The sequence below is a fragment of the Streptomyces sp. NPDC050418 genome (genome assembly GCF_044458745.1).
In the GTDB taxonomy this organism is placed as follows: domain Bacteria; phylum Actinomycetota; class Actinomycetes; order Streptomycetales; family Streptomycetaceae; genus Streptomyces.
This window is the reverse complement of record NZ_JBITIG010000014.1, coordinates 213375-230990: the sequence shown is the minus strand read 5'-3', so window position 1 is coordinate 230990 and position 17616 is coordinate 213375. Positions and strand designations below refer to the sequence as shown.

The window sequence follows — 17616 nt, the reverse complement described above, 5'->3', positions numbered from 1 at the left end:
GTCCTCAATCGCCGGACGGGCTAAATATTTAGCCCGTCCGGCGATTGAGGACATCCGAACGAAGTTCGGATCCGGGGTCCGGGGCGAAGCCCCGGGAAACGGTGAAAGGGCGGGGTGGGGGAAACAAAAAGGCCCCGCACCCCCACCGGGGGAACGGGGCCCACGGGCCGCAGCCCGAGAAAGACGACCTGCCTACCGCAGTCGTGCCATCAGCGCATGCTCGACCAGCGTGATCAGCGCCGACTTCGCATCCGCACGGTGACGCGCGTCCGTCGTGATGATCGGCGTGTCAGGCCCGATCTGAAGCGCCTCGCGCACCTCATCCGGCTGGTACGGCTGCTGCCCGTCGAAGCCGTTCAGGGCGATGACGAACGGCAGCCCCGAGTTCTCGAAGTAGTCGACCGCCGGGAAGCAGTCCGCGAGCCGACGCGTGTCGACCAGCACGATCGCACCGATCGCACCGCGCACCAGGTCGTCCCACATGAACCAGAAACGGTCCTGACCGGGCGTACCGAAGAGGTACAGGATCAGGTCCTGGTCGAGCGTGATACGCCCGAAGTCCATCGCGACCGTGGTGGTCGTCTTGTCGCCCGTGTGCGTCAGATCGTCGATCCCGGCCGACGCCGACGTCATCACCGCCTCCGTACGCAGCGGGTTGATCTCCGAGACGGCGCCCACGAACGTGGTCTTGCCCACGCCGAAGCCTCCCGCCACCACGATCTTCGCGCTGGTGGTGGAGCGGGCCGCACCGCCGCTAGAGCTTTCGAAGTCCACTGAGCACCCTTTCGAGCAGTGTCACATCAGGCTGGCCGCCGGCATTCTCGTCGCCGCCGGGCTGGTGGATGGCCACAAGGCCGGCTTCCGCCAGGTCGGCGACGAGGATCCGGGCCACGCCGAGGGGGATGGAGAGCAGTGCCGAGACCTCGGCTACCGACTTGATCTCGTGGCACAGATTGCAGATCCGCTGATGCTCGGGCAGCTGGCCCTGGAGCTGATGCGGCTGCGCGGTCGTGTGCACGAGGGCCTCGATGGCGAGCTGGTACCGAGGCCGGGTCCGCCCGCCCGTCATGGCATACGGGCGGACCAGAGGGTTCTGCGCGGCACGGCCGGGCGACGGCTCAGGGGAGCGGTGGGCGGGCTGGACCGGCTGGATCCGGGGTGCCTGCTGCTGCTCGTAAGGGTCACGCGGCCGCTGCGGTGGTGCGTACCGCTCCTGATGGCTGGGCGTGGAGGGGAAGTTGTAGCGGTTCGGCGAGTTGTCGCCCTGGTTCTGGCCATACGACCAGTTGCCCGACGACGAACCGTCTCGCGGTGTGGGACCTGCCACTTGCTCCTCCTCCGACTTTCCCGGGCTTCCATCATGTGGAGCCGCGTCCCGAAACTTTAAGGCCACGGGACACGAATTCGTACTGCCTGTCTGTTAGTTGAGAAGGCTCCCCTGGAGCTCCGCCCGCAGGTCCGGGGTCAGAACCGTGCCGGCACGGTCGACCAAAAGGGCCATCTCGTACCCAATGAGACCGATGTCGGCCTCGGGGTGTGCGAGAACGGCGAGCGAGGAACCGTCCGAGATGGACATGAGGAAGAGAAATCCCCTCTCCATCTCCACAACGGTCTGGTTCACATGGCCGCCCTCGAAGATCCGGGAGGCCCCGGCGGTCAGCGAGGTCAGACCGGAGGCGACGGCCGCCAGCTGGTCGGCACGGTCACGCGGGAAACCCTCGGACATCGCCAGAAGGAGTCCGTCGGCGGAGACCACCACCGTGTGCGACACCCCGGGGGTGTTGTCCACGAAATTGGTGATCAACCAGTTCAGGTTCTGCGCCGCCTGGCTCATCGGGCTCACACTAACGCTCCTGGTTGTAGTTGCTGCCCGAGCCGAAGCCCTGGCCGTTCGTCGAATCACTGCCTGCGTCACGCCCGCGCTGCACGCCGCGACGCAAGTTGCTCAGCCGGCCCCGGACGTCCTCGGGGTCGCGGGAGACCTGGGGTCCGCCCTGCGGGGTCTGCTCCGCGGTGCCCTCGACCAGGTTGGCCCGGGGGACGCGGCGCGGCAGGCCGGAGGGGGTGACCCCGCCCGCCCGCGGCTGCTTCAGCTGCTCGGCCCGCTGCCAGCGCACGTCGTTGGCGGACTGCCAGTCGTCGTCACCGCCGCCGTTGCTCCCCGCGGTACCGCCGGCCAGGAGGCCACCGGACTGCGAGCCGCCGGCCGGCAGGCCACCGCCGAGCGGACGCTGCGGCAGCGCACCCTGGGACCGGTCGAAAGCGCCCTGCCACTGCTCGCCGTTGCCGGCGGCCGGGCCACCGCCATTGGTGCCGCGGCGCGGAAGACCGGCGTCGGTCGTCTCGTGGACGGTGCTCGGAGTGGGGCCCTGGGGGTTCTGCCGGTCGAAGCCTACGCGGTCGCCGTCGCCCTGGGGAGCGCCTGCGGGAGATTCCGCTTCGGCGTACTGGCCACCCGCGTACTGGTCCGGGAAACCGCCCTGGTTCTGCCAGTCGGCCTGCCCGTTGTACCCGTCGTAACCGTCCTGCTGAGCGCCCGGCGCGTCCGCGTAACCCGGTTCCGCATAGCCGGAGTCCTGGTACCCGTCCTGCTGGCCGTACGCACCCTGCTGTACCGGCTCGTACGCATCCTGCTGGTCGTAGCCGTTCGGGTTCTGGGCGTAGCCGCCCTGGTCACCGGCGTAGCCCTGGTCGCCCTGGTCGTACGCGCCCTGCTGGTCATAGCCTTCCTGGCCGACCTCGTCGCGGAACAGCGGACGGCCGTTCTGGTCGGCGGCCTGCGCCTCGAGCGCCGCGCGGCGCTCCTCGCGCATCAGCGAACGGCCCACCGGGTCGAGCTCGCGGACGGCCTCTTCGCTGAGGGCCTGCGGCTCGTAGCGGCTGTCGTCGAAGCCGAGCTCCGCGGCCGTACGCAGCGGGGCGGCCTCGAAGGACTGCTGCTGCGGGATCATCTGCGAGACCGTGAACTCGCTCTCGGGCACCTGGGCGCCACCGCCACCGCGGGTGATGGCGTCCGGGAGCATGACGAGCGAGGTGGTGCCGGCCTGCTCGCCCGAGGGGCGGAGCTGGACGCGGACACCGTGCCGGTCCGCCAGGCGGCCGACCACGAACAGGCCCATGCGCTGCGAGATCGCGGCGTCCACGGTCGGCGGGTTGGCCAGCTTGTGGTTGATGTCCGCGAAGTCCTCGGCGGTGAGGCCGATGCCCTTGTCGTGGATCTCGACCATGACGCGGCCGTCGGGCAGCCGGGTCGCGGTGACGCGGACCTTGGTCTGCGGCGAGGAGAACGTGGTGGCGTTCTCCAGGAGCTCGGCGAGCAGGTGCACGAGGTCGGTCACGGCGCGGCCGTGGATCTCGGCCTCCGGGACGCCGGTGAGCTCGATGCGCTCGTACTGCTCCACCTCGGAGGAGGCGGCGCGCAGGACGTCGACCAGCGGGACCGGCTGGTCCCAGCGGCGGCCGGGCTCCTCGCCGGCGAGGACCAGGAGGTTCTCGCCGTTGCGGCGCATACGGGTCGCGAGGTGGTCCAGGCGGAAGAGGTTCTCCAGCTGGTCCGGGTCGGCCTCGTTGTTCTCCAGGTCGGTGATCAGGGTCAGCTGGCCCTCGATCAGCGACTGGTTGCGGCGCGACAGGTTCGTGAAGATCGCGTTGATGTTGCCCCGCAGGAGCGCCTGCTCGGAGGCGAGACGGACCGCCTCGCGGTGCACCTGGTCGAAGGCGCGGGCGATCTCGCCGATCTCGTCCGTGGTCGTGATCGGGATGGGCTGCACGCGGGTGTCGACCCGGCCCGGCTCGGTGCGCGAGAGCTGGTCGACGAGCATCGGCAGACGCTGCTCGGCCACGTCGAAGGCGGCGGTGCGCAGGCGGCGCATCGAACGGGACATCTGGCGGGCCATGAGCCCGGCGATGATGAACGCGGCGAGCAGGGCGGCGACGACGATCGCACCGTTGATGTACGCGTCCTGCTGGGCGTCGTCGGAGATCTGCGCGGCGTCGGCCACGGCCTTGTCGATGAGGTCGGTCTCGACGGTGCCGTAGCCGTCCATCTTTGCGGTGCCGAGTGCCTGCCAGGTCTTGGCGTCGACGCCCTCGGCGTCGAGTACGGCCTTCGGGTTGTCCGTCTGGAAGGCCGCTGCCATCACCTGGAGCTGGGCGTCCATCGCGGGCAGTGCGCTGAACTGGCGGGACTGCGCGTCGCGTCCGCCCTCGGGCGCCTTCAGGCCCGTGGCCTTCTGCCGCTCGTCCATCTCGCTCTCGAGGGCCACGACGTCGTCCTCGGTACCACTGGAGACGTACTCGCCGACGGCGATGCCCTCCAGGTAGCGGTACGTGCTGAGCTGGCGCAGCTGCTCGGTGATGACCTTCTCGCTGCTGGGGCGCACGAGGATGTGGGTGCCGATGGAGCGCTGCAGCGAGGCGGCGGCGCGGGCCAGCGAGACGGCGTAGACGGTACGGCCGTAGCTCGTCACGTTGCCGGTCCCGAGGCTGAGCTCGTTGGCGAACTCCATCAGGAAGTGCTGGATGTCGCTGTAGGCCTCTTCGGTCTTCAGCGGGTCCTGGGCGCGCGTGTAGGCCTTGTCGCGGACCGTCTTGAGCTTGCCCTCGTTCGCCTGGAAGAGGTTGAGACGACGCTCCAGGCCCTGGTTCTGCGGCATGTCGGCGACGGCGGCGTCGAACTTGGCCTTCGCCTCGTCCGTGGCGTCGTACAGCTTCTCGACGCTCGTCGCGTCGCGGTTGCCGAGCAGCAGCGCGGGAGCGGAGAGGTCACGCTCGTCGAGCAGCGCATGGCTGTAGTCGGCGGCCGCGCGCACGATGAGCGCGGTCTTCTCCGCGTCCTGCGCCTCGGACCAGGTGTCGATGGAGCCCTTCACCTGGAAGCCGCCCATGACGAGGGCGATGAGCGCGGGTATGAGGAGAATCGCGTTCAGACGGACGGGCACGCGCCAGTTGCGCGGGGACAGCCGCCCCCCGCCGCCGGCCGGCGCGGGGTCGTTGCCCGGCATGGGCGCGGGAGCCATGGCTTCCCGCGGGGGCGGGGTGAAGTTGCCCCGTGCCGACGGCTCGGGACTGTTCTTGCTTCGCCTCACTCGACCAACAACCTCTCGGCGTCGGCACACCCTGCGCTGTGCCGCTGTCGTTTTTCGTTCAGCCCGGTACTACTGGGCAGTTCAGCGCATTCCAGCACGTCAGCGCAGGCGATTCCAAACGTTCGGAAGAAATCATTCCGGGTGATCTGCGCCTCAGATAAAACGGGCATAAAGAGCGAGCCCCGCCAAAAGGCGGGGCTCTTGTGAGCGCAGCGATACCGAGTGAACGCACGGGGTGTCGGGAGGCTCGGAATTCTCTGTCGAAACGTTATGAACACACGGGCGGATCGTGTCAAACGACACAGAGTGCTCACACAAGATCCTAGACAACTTACGGCAACTTCCGTATGTCCAGGAGTACTTGATCTCCGTACGCGACTACTTCAACCGTGCCATAAGTGCATGCTCGACCAGCGTGATCAGCGCGGACTTCGCATCTGCACGGTGTCGCGCGTCGGTCATGATGATTGGGGTGTCCGGTCCGATCTGCAGTGCTTCGCGCACTTCGTCGGGCTGGTACGGCTGGTGGCCCTCGAAGCCGTTCAGGGCGATGACGAACGGCAGGCCCGAGTTCTCGAAGTAGTCGACGGCAGGGAAGCAGTCCGCGAGACGGCGCGTGTCCACGAGGACCACGGCACCGATCGCACCCTTCACCAGGTCGTCCCACATGAACCAGAAACGGTCCTGACCCGGCGTACCGAACAGGTACAGGATCAGGTCCTGGTCCAGGGTGATACGGCCGAAGTCCATGGCGACCGTCGTGGTCGTCTTGTTCCCGGTGTGCGTGAGGTCGTCGATCCCGGCCGACGCCGAGGTCATCACGGCCTCGGTCCGCAGCGGGTTGATCTCGGACACGGCGCCGACGAACGTGGTCTTGCCCACGCCGAAGCCTCCCGCCACCACGATCTTCGCGCTGGTGGTGGCGGAACGGACGGCCTCGCCGCTAGAGCTTGCGAAGTCCACTGAGCACCCTCTCGAGCAGTGTTACGTCAGGCTGGCCGCCGGCGTTCTCGTCGCCGCCGGGCTGGTGGATGGCCACGAACCCGGCCTCGGCCAGGTCGGCGACAAGGATGCGGGCGACCCCGAGCGGCATCGTGAGCAGCGCGGAGACCTCCGCCACCGACTTGACCTCACGGCACAGATGGCAGATCCGCTGGTGCTCGGGGAGCAACCCCTGCAGCTGCACCGGATCGGCCGTGGTGCTCACCAAGGCCTCGATGGCCAGCTGGTAGCGCGGCCTGGTCCGGCCGCCCGTCATGGCGTACGGGCGGACCAGCGGCTGCTCGGCCTCCATCCCGTACTCGGCCTGAGCTCCGTACGGATCGTGAGAGGCGGTGGGCGGGGTCATGAATCCTCCGGGCGGGACAGCAAGTTGTCGGTGCCGTCTGGGTGGCCGGTGGGGGGATTGGGGGGCGGCCGGACGGGGTGAGCGGTTCGTGCGGACGACCGGTCAGTGCAGGAGGCTGCCCTGCAGCTCCGCGCGCAGGTCCGGGGTGAGGACCGTGCCCGCGCGGTCGACGAGCAGCGCCATCTCGTACCCGACGAGGCCGATGTCCGCCTCGGGGTGGGCGAGCACGGCCAGCGAGGAACCGTCGGAGATCGACATGAGGAAGAGGAAGCCGCGCTCCATCTCCACCACGGTCTGGGCGACTTCGCCGCCCTCGAAGATCCTCGACGCCCCCGCGGTCAGCGAGGTCAGACCGGAGGCCACGGCCGCCAGCTGATCGGCGCGGTCGCGGGGGAAACCCTCGGACAGGGCGAGCAGCAGGCCGTCGGCGGAGACCACCACCGTGTGCGACACCCCGGGGGTGTTGTCCACGAAGTTGGTGATCAACCAGTTCAGGTTCTGTGCCGCCTGGCTCATCTGGCTCAACTAACGCTCCTGCTGGTGAGAGGGGCTGGGGAAGCTGCCGGTGTCACCGGAGCCCGCCTGCCGGCCCTGCTGGATACCGCGCCGCAGATTCGTCAGCCGCCCGCGCACATCGTCGGGACGGCGGGAGACCTGCGGGCCGCCCTGGTGCTGCTGCTGTTCGGCCGTGCCCGCGACAAGGTTGGCGCGCGGCACACGGCGCGGCAGACCCGAGGTGGTGATGCCGCCCGCGGAGGGCTGCCGCACCCGCTCGGCCTGCCGGACGAGCTCGTCGTTGGGGGAGTTCCGCCAGGCCGGGTTGGCGGCCGGGGACTGCTGCGGACGCGGCGGCACCGGCGTCTGCGCGGTCTGCGGCTGCTGCTGCGGAGCGGCGGCCGGGGCCTGCTGGCCCTGCTGCTGACCGCCCCGGAACCAGTTGGTCTCCAGGGTGTCGTACAGCGGCGTGCGACCGTCACCGGGACCGCTGGCCGGAGGCAGCGCCCAGGCGTCGTTGTCGGCCTGCTGCTGCGGGGCCGGCTGCGCCTGCTGCTGCGGCGGTACGGGCTGCATCGGCCGGCCGCCGGGCGCCTGCTGCTGCGGAGCCGGACGGCTGTCCGGCGGACGCGGCACCGCGAACTCGGCGGCATCGCGCATCCCGCCCGGCGCACCGGCACCCGCGTGGGGAGCCTGCGGCGGTACGGGCTGCTGCGGAACGGACTGCGGCCGTACGGGCGGCTGCTGGGGCCGGCCCTGGCCGGGCTGCTGACCTTGGCGGCCGGGCTGCGCGAACTGACCGGTGGCACCCGGACCCTGCGGCCGCTGCGGGGCGGCGGGGTTCGGCGGGTTGGGTATCCCGGCCGGCCGCGGACCGTTGAAGTCCGGACGGTCGAACTGGGCGGTGGAGCCCGGGCCCTGACGGTCGTCCTGGCCCGCACCCTGGTGCCCGAAGCGCCCGGTGGTCTCCGGCTCCTCGTGCCCGCGCGGCTGCTCCTGCGGGATGTCCTTGCCCCAACTGGGCGTACGCGCCTGGGGGTTGCCGCCGGGCAGTTCGGCCCGCGGACCGCCGGTGGGCGGCAGCTGACGGCCGTCCTGGCCGTTCGGACCGTTCTGGCCACGGGCGCGCAGCGGCTGCTGCGGGGCGGCGGGCTGCTGCGAACCGGCCGTGGTGCCCCGCTGCGCGCCGTTGCCGGCGCCGCCCTGCGGTGCGTTCGGCCGCGGTGCGGCCGGGCCGCCGTCACGGCTGGGCAGGGCCGCCCGCGGACCGGTGCCCGCGACCTGGCCGCGCTGCGGGGAGGCGGCGAGCCGGCCCGCGCCTGCGGAGGTCTGCTGGCGCGCGGCCGCGGCACCCGCCGTGGCCTGGGCGATACCGCCGCCGCCACCGCCGGGGCCGCCCGCGGACGGACCCTTCTTGCCGCCCTGGGCGACATCGACGGGCAGCATGACGAGCGCGGTCGTACCACCGGAGTCGGAGGGACGCAGCTGGATCCGGATGCCGTGACGCTGCGACAGACGGCCGACCACGAACAGACCCATGCGGCGCGAGACCGAGACGTCCACGGTGGGCGGCGACGCGAGCCGCTCGTTGATCGCCGCGAGGTCCTCGGGCGAGAGGCCGATACCGGTGTCGTGGATCTCGATCAGTACGCGGCCGTCGGGCAGCGCGTGACCGGTCACCTTGACCTTGGTCTGCGGCGAGGAGAACGAGGTGGCGTTCTCGAGCAGCTCGGCGAGCAGGTGCACGAGGTCGTTGACCACGCGTCCCGCGACCTCGGTCGCGGGCACGGCGGCCAGTTCGATGCGCTCGTACTGCTCCACCTCGGAGGCGGCGGCGCGGAGCACGTCGACCAGCGGGACCGGGCGGGTCCAGCGGCGGCCGGGCTCTTCACCGGCGAGAACGAGGAGGTTCTCACCGTTACGGCGCATGCGGGTCGCGAGGTGGTCGAGCTTGAACAGCGAGGACAGCTGGTCCGGGTCGGCCTCGCGCGACTCCAGCTCGGAGATGAGCGAGAGCTGACGCTGGATGAGGCCCTGCGAACGGCGCGAGAGGTTGGTGAACATCGCGTTGACGTTGCCTCGCAGCAACGCCTGCTCGGCGGCGAGACGCACGGCCTCGCGGTGCACGTCGTCGAAGGCCGCGGCCACCTGGCCGATCTCGTCCCGGGAGTGCACACCGACGGACTCGACGGAGGTGTCGACGTCCTGCGGGTCCGCCTCGGAGAGCTGCTTGACGAGCTCGGGCAGCCGGTCCTGGGCGACGCGGGTCGCGGTGTCCTGCAGCCGGCGCAGCGAGCGGATCATGGACCGCGCCACGACGAAGGCGCCGATCAGCGAGATGCCGAGGACGAGCAGGATGACCGCACCGTTGAGGATGGCGGACTGCTCGGACTCGTTGCGGAGCTTGCGGGCTTCCTGCTCCATCTCGTTGAGGAGCTGCGTCTCGATGAGACGCATGTTGTGGATCTTGGAGTCGGCCTGGTCGGTCCAGTCGCGGTAGGACCGGGGGTCCTCGCTCTTCAGACCCCTGTCGGTCTCCAGGACACGCTTCGCGTACGCGTCGGACTCTCTGATGTCCTCGGACTGGATCGTCTGCAGGAGCTTGTTCGCGTCGCCGCCGGCGTCCTCGTACGAACGCTCCGCGTTCGAGAGAGCCACCTGCTCGTTCTCGTAGGCCGACCAGCCGTACTGACGGTCGGTCTCATCGATGGAACCGCGCTTCTCGTCGGTGTCCGGCAGCGCTGCCGCGATGACGGCGCGCTGGACCGACGCGTACTCCTTGGCCGACGAGAAGGCGGTGAGGATACGAGTGCGCTGGATGATCTCGGGGTTGCTCGTGGCGAGCGCCATGTCGCGTGAGAGGTCGAGCAGCTGCTCGATCAGACGGTTGTAGCTCTGAACGGTCTGGGAAGCAGGCACACCCTTCTTGAACGCGTCACGGCGCACGTCCTTGAGGGTGTTCAGGCGGGTCACGATCGCGTTCAGGTCCTGCCGGACCGAACGCAGGGACGTGTCGTCGCGCCGCTCGTTCAGGCCCAGCGTCGCCTTGACGAACTTGTCCTGGTCCCGCTGCGTCTCGTTCCGGTAGCCGACGACCTCGGTCGACTTCGCGTCGCTGCCCGTCGACAGCGGACCCGCCGTCTTGTCGCGCTCCTCCTGGAGTGCGCTGGCGAGCTGCGTCGCGCTCTTGGTCATCTCGGTGAGCAGCTTCATGTTGTCGAGCTGCTCGATCTCGTCCATCGACTCGTTGATCCGCAGCGCGCCGAGCGACGTGGCCGCGACCACGGGCAGCGCGAGCAGCGAGACGAGACGGGTCGAGATGCGCCAGTTGCGCAGGGCGAGCCGTGAGCCGGGTCCCTTGGCGGGGCTGCCCGTCAGGGCAGGGGTGGTCACGCCGCCTGCCGTGGTCGAGCCCGCGGAGCGCTCGGAGTCACCTGAAGCGCCCGAGGCGTGCGGGGGTGCGGAGTTGCCTGGAGTGGGGCCGGTCCCGCCGCGCAGCTCCGGCTCGTCCACCCCACCGGTCTGGCGGCCCTGGGGAGACCCCGAGCCATCCCTCTTGAAACGTCCCTGCACTAGCGTCGCAACCTCTGGACCAGGCGTCCCCCCGCGTAGACGGTGGGACGGTGTCGGCGTTATGGAGCGAAAAAGCCCCGGTGGTCGTCAGTGACCGGCGCGTCTTCCCCCCTTTTCCCACCGCCGCTCGACGCTGCGTTGCGTCATGCGCGCCGGCTCATTCCCACGGCGGTCCCGGCGATTCCAGCACAGTGCAGGATCTCCAACAAGGGCCAGGTATCGGGCTGTGACCTGCGTGACGCCATGTGAGGAGAGCGTCACAAGGTGTAGAGCGAGAAGCGCCGGATAGTGGACATTTGCTCTGAATCTGCTTACGGGGCGGGGGTGTCCCAGTCGCCATGATCAGAATCGGAATGGTGGGTTCAGTTACGGAATGTCCGTTCCGCACGTCGACATCACACCTCCGGAATGCCCGAATCATCCCTTCCCTGGTGAGCAAACTCACATGCTGATCAAGGCCGGATCCTCACACCGCGGGGAATCGGGATGTTTAGCCTGACGCTTTACAGGGATGGCCTGTTCGACAAGGCGCAGGCTCCGTCCCCCCGCGACCCCCGAGAGACCAGAGGTCAGTTCAGCCGTGAAGACGACTCCGATGTTCCGTATAGCCAACCCGCGCCGCACCACTCTCGCGCACCTCGCGGACGCGACGGACCTGGAGACATCGGCACTCGCCGCCTCGGACCCCGCCACGGAACTGCCCTCGAACACGGCCAACCCGCGCCGCACCATGCTGCAGAACGCCCCGGTCACCCCGGAGCCGGTCGTCATCACGGTCGCCGGCGCCGTCGCCCCGTAAGCGCGGACCGTCGCCCACCAGGGCGCGGCACGGCTTTTTCCGGCAGCCCGCACCACGTCGACCGCGTTAGCCTGAAGCCTCAACGACCCAGGCACCACCAGGTCCCCGGCAGGAATCAAGAGGCTTCCGTGCGCATCGCCAGATTCTCCATCGACGGCAATGTCGCCTTCGGCGCGGTCGAGGACGGGCCCGATGGTCTGGTGCTCGACATCATCAAGGGCATCCCGTACGCGGACTTCGAGCTCAGCGGCGTCAAGGTCCCGCTGAGCAAGGTCCGCCTGCTGCCGCCGGTGATCGGCAACAAGATCGTCGCGTTCGGCCGCAATTACGCGGAGCACGCCAAGGAGCTCGGCAACGAGGTGCCCGACGCCCCGTTCGCCTTCTTCAAGCCGACCACCTCGATGGTCGGCGACGGCGACCCCATCGAGTACCCCTCGTTCTCGAACGAACTGCACCACGAGGCCGAGCTGGCCGTCGTCATCGGCCGCATGTGCCGCGAGGTCCCGCGCGAACGCGTCAAGGACGTCATCTTCGGCTACACCTGCGCCAACGACGTCACCGCGCGCGACGTGCAGAAGCGCGAGAAGCAGTGGGCCAGGGCCAAGGGCTTCGACAGCTCCTGCCCCATCGGCCCCTGGGTCGAGACCGAACTCGACCCGTCCGACCTCGCGATCCAGTGCACGGTCAACGGCGAACAGCGCCAGCTCGGCTCCACGAGCCAGATGATCCACTCCATCGAGGATCTGATCGTCAACATCACCGAGGCGATGACGCTGCTCCCGGGCGACGTCATCCTGACCGGCACCCCCGCGGGCGTCGGCCCCCTCACCGTCGGCGACGAGGTCGCCGTCACCATCCAAGGCATCGGCACTCTCACCAACAAGGTGATCAAGCGTGGCTAACACCGCAAGCGGCACGGACGCTTCCGTCCGCGTCCGTTTCTGCCCCTCCCCGACCGGCAACCCCCACGTGGGCCTGGTCCGTACCGCCCTGTTCAACTGGGCCTTCGCCCGGCACAACGGCGGCACGATGGTCTTCCGCATCGAGGACACCGACGCGGCGCGCGACTCCGAGGAGTCGTACCAGCAGCTGCTCGACTCGATGCGCTGGCTCGGCCTGACCTGGGACGAGGGCCCGGAGGTGGGCGGCCCGCACGCCCCGTACCGCCAGTCGCAGCGGATGGACATCTACGCGGACGTCGCCGAGAAGCTGCAGGCCGGCGGGTACGCCTACCCCTGCTACTGCACCACCGAGGAGCTGGACGCCCGCCGCGAGGCCGCCCGCGCCGCCGGCAAGCCCTCCGGCTACGACGGCCACTGCCGCGATCTCACGGACGAGCAGAAGCAGGCGTACGAGGCCGAGGGCCGCTCGCACATCGTGCGCTTCCGCATGCCGGACGAGGCCACCACCTTCACGGACCTCGTCCGCGGCGAGATCACCGTCCAGGCCGAGAACGTCACGGACTACGGGATCGTCCGGGCCAACGGAGCGCCGCTCTACACGCTCGTGAACCCGGTCGACGACGCCCTGATGGAGATCACCCACGTTCTGCGCGGCGAGGACCTGCTCTCCTCGACCCCGCGCCAGATCGCGCTCTACAAGGCGCTGATCGAACTCGGCATCGCGCAGACGATCCCCGCGTTCGGCCACCTCCCGTACGTCATGGGCGAGGGCAACAAGAAGCTCTCGAAGCGCGACCCGCAGGCGTCCCTGAACCTCTACCGTGAGCGCGGCTTCCTGCCGGAGGGCCTCCTCAACTACCTCTCCCTCCTCGGCTGGTCCTTCTCCGCCGACCAGGACGTGTTCACCGTCTCGGACCTCATCTCGAAGTTCGACATCGCGGACGTCAACGCCAACCCGGCCCGCTTCGACCTCAAGAAGGCGGAGGCGATCAACGCCGACCACATCCGCCTGCTCGACCCGAAGGCCTTCGCGGCGGCCTGCGAGCCGTGGCTCAAGGCCCCGCACGCCACCTGGGCGCCCGAGTCCTTCGACCAGGCCAAGTGGGAAGCGATCGCCCCGCACGCGCAGACCCGCGTGCAGGTGCTTTCCGACATCACCGCCAACGTCGACTTCCTCTTCCTCGACAAGCCGGTCGAGGACGAGGCCTCCTGGACCAAGGCGATGAAGGGCGACCCGGTCGCACTCCTCACCACGGCCCGCGCCAAGCTCGACGCGGCGGACTGGTCGGACCCGGAATCGTTGAAGAACGCGGTCCTGGCAGCCGGCGAGGAGCACGGCCTGAAGCTCGGCAAGGCCCAGGCCCCGGTCCGCGTCGCGGTCACGGGCCGCACGGTCGGCCTGCCGCTCTTCGAGTCGCTGGAGATCCTGGGCAAGGAGGCGTCCCTGCTCCGCATCGACGCGGCTCTGGCGAAGCTGGCTGCGTAGCGTTCTTCCTGACGACTCCGAGGGCGCCGCTTCCGTTGGAGGCGGCGCCCTTTGCCGTTTAGCTCTTGGCGGACCAGAACGGGGACTTGAGGTAAGGGAGGCCCCATGGACCGTCAGCCAACGGGTCCTTGGGATCGTGGGGGTTGGGTGGGAGGCTCTCGGCCCCCGGGTCGACGGGCGGGTCGGCGACATTGGATTCGGTTACGCAGGGGGAGTGCACGTCGAGGAAGACCTGGCCCTTGTAGCCGACGAGCAGGCTGATGCGGAACCCGTCGGGGGTGGTCGCGATCATCGACGGGTTCCTGCGGTCTGCGTTGACGCTGGTGATCGTATAGCCGGCCTTCTTCCAGCTACGTTCCACAACTCCTAGAAAGCTGCCGCGTCGCTCGGGGGAGATGATGGTCAGGACGTGCTTTCTGCGCGTGATCTGGCCCTTGCCCGTGGCGTCATTCTTGAAATCTGTGCAGATAGGGTCGCTGGACGGTCCACGTCCCCATGTGACGACCGGCTCAATCCCGTTCTGGATGTGGGTAAGGATCGTCTCGGCGCGATCGGCAGCCTCTTGCATGTTCATTCCGCTCGCGTCCTTTCCGCGATTCTCTGGAGTGCCGGCGGGGCCACAAGCCGCGAGGAGTAAAAGAAGCCCCACGCTTGTGGTGCATCGGGATGACCTCACCGGTACTCCTCTCGATTCACGCTGTCGCCCCTGCCAGAGACGATTCGCGCGATATTCAGCGCAGACTCCGGATCCCTGTCCGGATTGAAGTAGTTCGAATGCGCCGGAGTCGCTCCTTCCCCGTCGATGACGGGACGGGGCCCGTCATCCACCTGAAACCGCCGCGCCCCGAATGCCTCGCTCGCCGGATCTTTGCCGAACCAGATGTCGTCGTCTCCTTGGTCGGCCACGTCTCCCATGACGTAACCCGTGGGCGGCCCGCTCGAGACCGTCCCCAGGCCTCCGATGAGCGCTTCCTGCTTGGAGGGGAGCATGGTCACCGGGTCGTTGTCGGCGGCCCCGACGTAGACGTGGTCCTTGCCCACCCCAAGGTCCTCTGCGCGGTCGACACCGACGCCGGGACTGCCGAGCAGGATGACGTCGTCGGCACCGGGGATGCCGCCCGGTTCCTGCGTTGCCGCGCCAACCGTGCGCGATCCGTAAGAGTGCCCGATCGCTGTCAGGTGGGGGTCTTCGTTCTCGTTGGTGACGCCCAGGCCGTCCATGAACGTGTTGTACGCAGGGGCGCCCTTCTCGGCGTCGTCCGAACTCATGACGCCGAAGTTGCCGAGGAGCGTCTCGGAATCCGATCCGAGCTGAGGGGCGTCATAGCCGAGCCATACGATCGACGCGCTCGACGGATCGATCGCTTGCGCCCCGAGGGCTGTGGCTCGTGCCCTCTCCACATCGTTGCTGGCGAAATCGGAATCGAGAGCCGTCCCCAGCCCTGGAACATAGGCGGACACATTCCGTGATGTATCCGGATTCCCGAACGAGACGATCGCTCGCCCGCGTCCCTCGTCCCCGATCCCCAGCAAATACATGGGCGGGGGCTTCTGTTCTCCCGGGCCGAGGCCGAACCCCAGCCGCTTCTCCATATTCGCCGTCATCTGGCGATCGATCTCTTGCAGGCCTGCCAACTGCGTCCGTGCCTTCTCTCCGTCCTCACCCGAAAGCTTCCCGATCAGCAACTGCAGATTGTCCCTGTTGGCCTCGTCCCGCACGATCGCCGGAATGCCGTCGAGGTTTCCGATGACGTCCGGATAGACGGCCAGGTATTCCTGGCGCTGCTCGGACGTGAGGTCGTTCCACCAGGCCTTGCGTTCGGCCGGTGACTTGTCCTCGGGAAGGCCGGCCGCGAGGTAGTCCAGGGCCACAGTACGTACCGCACCGGCGTCCCCTGCGGCGTCTGTCCAGTCCCTCGTGCCGATCTCAAGGCCGGGCCGGGCCTTGAGCCGGGCGAGGGCCCGGTTGCAGCGTTCATCGCTCTCATTCGCCTCATGCACCGCACGAGCGATCACATCCGCGATCTCTTCCGCCTTGGCGTAGTTGGGGTTCGCGTCGAGGCGGCCCGTACCGGCGGCGGCAGCGAGCCCGCCGTCGGCGGCGGGCCGGGGCGCGAAGGGGGAGGTGGTCCCCAGCACGGTGCCGCCGGGTGGCGGGGGGCCGCCGTCGGGATTCCGGCCCGCGGCCGGATACGTCACCCCACCATCCCCTCGCACCGTGAAGCCCGACGCCGCCGCATCATCCAACGCCTCCCGCACCCGCCGCTGCGGCGCTCGCAGCTCGAAGGCCAGGCTGTTCAACGTCGTGCGGATCAGGCCGCACTCGCCGTGGACGTAGTCGAAGTTCTCGTTGAGCCGGCGCAGCCGACGTACCGCCGCGGTCGCCGCCGCACCTTCCTGGGATTGCTCCAGCTTGGTGATCATCTCGGCGTTCGCCCGGTCGCGGCCCGAATCCGCCGCGTTGCTCACCGCACCCCAGCCGTCGGCCGCGTCCTCAAGACGGCCGCAGTCCAGGTCGCGCAGTAACTGCCAGGTCAGCATGTGCGGGTCACCGGCCCTCGGCCTGCGCGGGCACCTTCACCGCGTCCACCGTCGCCCTGACACCCGCATCCGTGCCGGTCAGATCCCGCCCCGTCCGCCGTAACGCGGATTCGAGCCACCCGCACTCGTCCTGGATCGCCGCGAGGCGCTTGTCCCAGGTGGCGAGGACGGCGCGCAGGGTGTCGGCGCTGTCGAGGCCGTCCATCCCCGTGGACAGACCGTGGTGCTGCAGCTCGGTTCTGTTGCGCACACCGTCGTGCCCCTTGCCGAGTCTGCCCAGCGCCGTGCTCATGCTGCCCTGAAGATCGCCGGCGACGGCCGCCGCCGCGGTCCACTGCCTCATGCTGTGCCGAAGACCCCCTGCCGCTCCTGCACCTGCGCCCGCCGCACCCGCCTCCGAAGCACCCGCCTGCGGACCACCCGCCTCCTCCGAAGCACTCGCCAGACGCAGCCGCGCCCCCGCCTTGAGCTGCTCCCACTCATCCCAGGCCACACAAACCTCCAGGTCAGGCCATCTGTCGATCAGGACCTTGGCAGGCGGAGCGCCGCATAGTGGCCGGGAAGGCAGGTACTCACTCATTCTGGGTATCGCGGGTGACGTCGACGGTTCCGGGCACGTTCCCGTACGGTCATTCGTATGCCGACCGATGCCACCAGCACGACGATCAAGGCCATCGTCTGGGACGTCGACGACACCCTCTTCGACTACGCCTCGGCCGACACCCTCGGCATGCGGGCCCACCTCTCCGCCGAGGGCCTGACCGCCCGCACGCTCGACGACTGGAAGCGGATCACGAGCGAGCACTGGGCCCGCTTCGAGGCAGGGCTCGTCGACTGGGACGGTCAGCGGCGCGAGCGCGTGCGGGCCTTCACCGGCGAGGAGCTCAGCGACGCCGAGGCCGACGGCTGGTTCGAGCGCTATCTGCGTCATTACGAGGCCGCCTGGGCGCTGTTCCCCGACACGGTCCCCGCGCTCGACGCCCTCGCCGACGCGTACCGGCACGGCGTCCTCTCCAACTCCTCGCTCCTCAACCAGGACCGCAAGCTGCGCACCCTCGGTGTCCGCGACCGCTTCGAGGCGCTCCTCTGCGCGGCGGAACTGGGGGTGGCCAAGCCCGAGGCGGCCGCGTTCCACGCGGTGTGCGAGGCGATGGGTCTCGCGCCGCACGAAGTCGCGTACGTGGGAGATCAGCCGGACACCGATGCGCGCGGCGCCGTCGAGGCCGGCCTCAAGGGCATCTGGCTGGACCGCGCCGGTCGTGGCGGGCGGCCCGAACTCGTCCGCATCACAGGCCTGGAGCAGCTTCCGGCGGCGCTGGCGGCCGATACCCGTTTTGGAGCGCCGGACACCTTCGGGTAATGTTCTTTCTGCGCCGCTCGCAGGC

General features: G+C 69.2%; 15 protein-coding genes. 4 read left to right on the top strand and 11 right to left on the bottom strand.

Annotation, left to right across the window (positions count from 1 at the left end):
* Nucleotides 1–192: 192 nt before the first annotated feature.
* The 8 genes from ACIBI4_RS30390 to ACIBI4_RS30355 form a co-directional block, all read right to left on the bottom strand.
* Entirely contained in the window at nt 193–774 is a 582-nt protein-coding gene (locus ACIBI4_RS30390) for an ATP/GTP-binding protein (protein ID WP_093607982.1), read from the bottom strand.
* Entirely contained in the window at nt 755–1327 is a 573-nt protein-coding gene (locus ACIBI4_RS30385; protein ID WP_399207345.1) for a DUF742 domain-containing protein, read from the bottom strand. Before ACIBI4_RS30385 ends, ACIBI4_RS30390 begins: the two co-directional genes overlap by 20 nt.
* 93 nt (nt 1328–1420) lie before the next feature.
* Entirely contained in the window at nt 1421–1834 is a 414-nt protein-coding gene (locus ACIBI4_RS30380; RefSeq protein ID WP_037625176.1) for a roadblock/LC7 domain-containing protein, read from the bottom strand.
* 10 nt (nt 1835–1844) lie between these two features.
* Complete coding sequence (locus tag ACIBI4_RS30375) at nt 1845–5087, bottom strand: nitrate- and nitrite sensing domain-containing protein (protein WP_399207343.1); 3243 nt, start codon at nt 5085–5087, stop codon at nt 1845–1847.
* 378 nt (nt 5088–5465) lie between these two features.
* Nucleotides 5466–6050: a GTP-binding protein gene (locus tag ACIBI4_RS30370; protein WP_399207342.1), complete on the bottom strand. Its 585-nt coding sequence runs from the start codon at nt 6048–6050 to the stop codon at nt 5466–5468.
* Nucleotides 6031–6435: a DUF742 domain-containing protein gene (locus tag ACIBI4_RS30365; protein ID WP_399207340.1), complete on the bottom strand. Its 405-nt coding sequence runs from the start codon at nt 6433–6435 to the stop codon at nt 6031–6033. The genes ACIBI4_RS30370 and ACIBI4_RS30365 overlap by 20 nt, the downstream gene beginning before the upstream one ends.
* Nucleotides 6436–6537: 102 nt before the next feature.
* A complete protein-coding gene (locus ACIBI4_RS30360; RefSeq protein WP_399207355.1) occupies nt 6538–6951 on the bottom strand; it encodes a roadblock/LC7 domain-containing protein in 414 nt (137 codons plus the stop codon).
* A 9-nt stretch (nt 6952–6960) separates the two neighbouring features.
* The gene (locus tag ACIBI4_RS30355; protein ID WP_399207339.1) at nt 6961–10503 is read right to left on the bottom strand and encodes a nitrate- and nitrite sensing domain-containing protein; all 3543 of its coding nucleotides are present in this window, start codon (nt 10501–10503) and stop codon (nt 6961–6963) included.
* Nucleotides 10504–11083: 580 nt separating this feature from the next.
* On the opposite strand from ACIBI4_RS30355, the gene ACIBI4_RS30350 reads away from it, so the two are divergent.
* The 3 genes from ACIBI4_RS30350 to gltX all read left to right on the top strand — a co-directional run bounded on the left by ACIBI4_RS30350 (nt 11084) and on the right by gltX (nt 13690).
* The gene (locus ACIBI4_RS30350) at nt 11084–11302 is read left to right on the top strand and encodes a hypothetical protein (RefSeq protein ID WP_399207338.1); all 219 of its coding nucleotides are present in this window, start codon (nt 11084–11086) and stop codon (nt 11300–11302) included.
* A gap of 128 nt (nt 11303–11430) precedes the next feature.
* Nucleotides 11431–12204 (top strand): fumarylacetoacetate hydrolase family protein, encoded by a 774-nt coding sequence (locus tag ACIBI4_RS30345; protein ID WP_399207337.1) that lies wholly within the window; start codon nt 11431–11433, stop codon nt 12202–12204.
* Nucleotides 12197–13690 carry a glutamate--tRNA ligase gene (gene gltX / locus ACIBI4_RS30340; RefSeq protein ID WP_399207336.1) on the top strand — a complete coding sequence of 498 codons (1494 nt, stop codon included), beginning with the start codon at nt 12197–12199 and terminating at the stop codon, nt 13688–13690. Before ACIBI4_RS30345 ends, gltX begins: the two co-directional genes overlap by 8 nt.
* Nucleotides 13691–13748: 58 nt before the next feature.
* On the opposite strand, the gene ACIBI4_RS30335 is transcribed toward gltX, so the two are convergent.
* The 3 genes from ACIBI4_RS30335 to ACIBI4_RS30325 all read right to left on the bottom strand — a co-directional run bounded on the left by ACIBI4_RS30335 (nt 13749) and on the right by ACIBI4_RS30325 (nt 16574).
* Nucleotides 13749–14264: a hypothetical protein gene (locus ACIBI4_RS30335; protein WP_399207335.1), complete on the bottom strand. Its 516-nt coding sequence runs from the start codon at nt 14262–14264 to the stop codon at nt 13749–13751.
* A gap of 98 nt (nt 14265–14362) precedes the next feature.
* The gene (locus ACIBI4_RS30330) at nt 14363–16231 is read right to left on the bottom strand and encodes an alpha/beta hydrolase (RefSeq protein ID WP_399207334.1); all 1869 of its coding nucleotides are present in this window, start codon (nt 16229–16231) and stop codon (nt 14363–14365) included.
* A gap of 7 nt (nt 16232–16238) precedes the next feature.
* On the bottom strand, nt 16239–16574 hold the full coding sequence (locus ACIBI4_RS30325; RefSeq protein ID WP_399207333.1) for a hypothetical protein: 336 nt from the start codon (nt 16572–16574) through the stop codon (nt 16239–16241).
* A 294-nt stretch (nt 16575–16868) separates the two neighbouring features.
* On the opposite strand from ACIBI4_RS30325, the gene ACIBI4_RS30320 reads away from it, so the two are divergent.
* Nucleotides 16869–17591: an HAD family hydrolase gene (locus ACIBI4_RS30320; RefSeq protein ID WP_399207332.1), complete on the top strand. Its 723-nt coding sequence runs from the start codon at nt 16869–16871 to the stop codon at nt 17589–17591.
* Nucleotides 17592–17616: the final 25 nt, after the last annotated feature.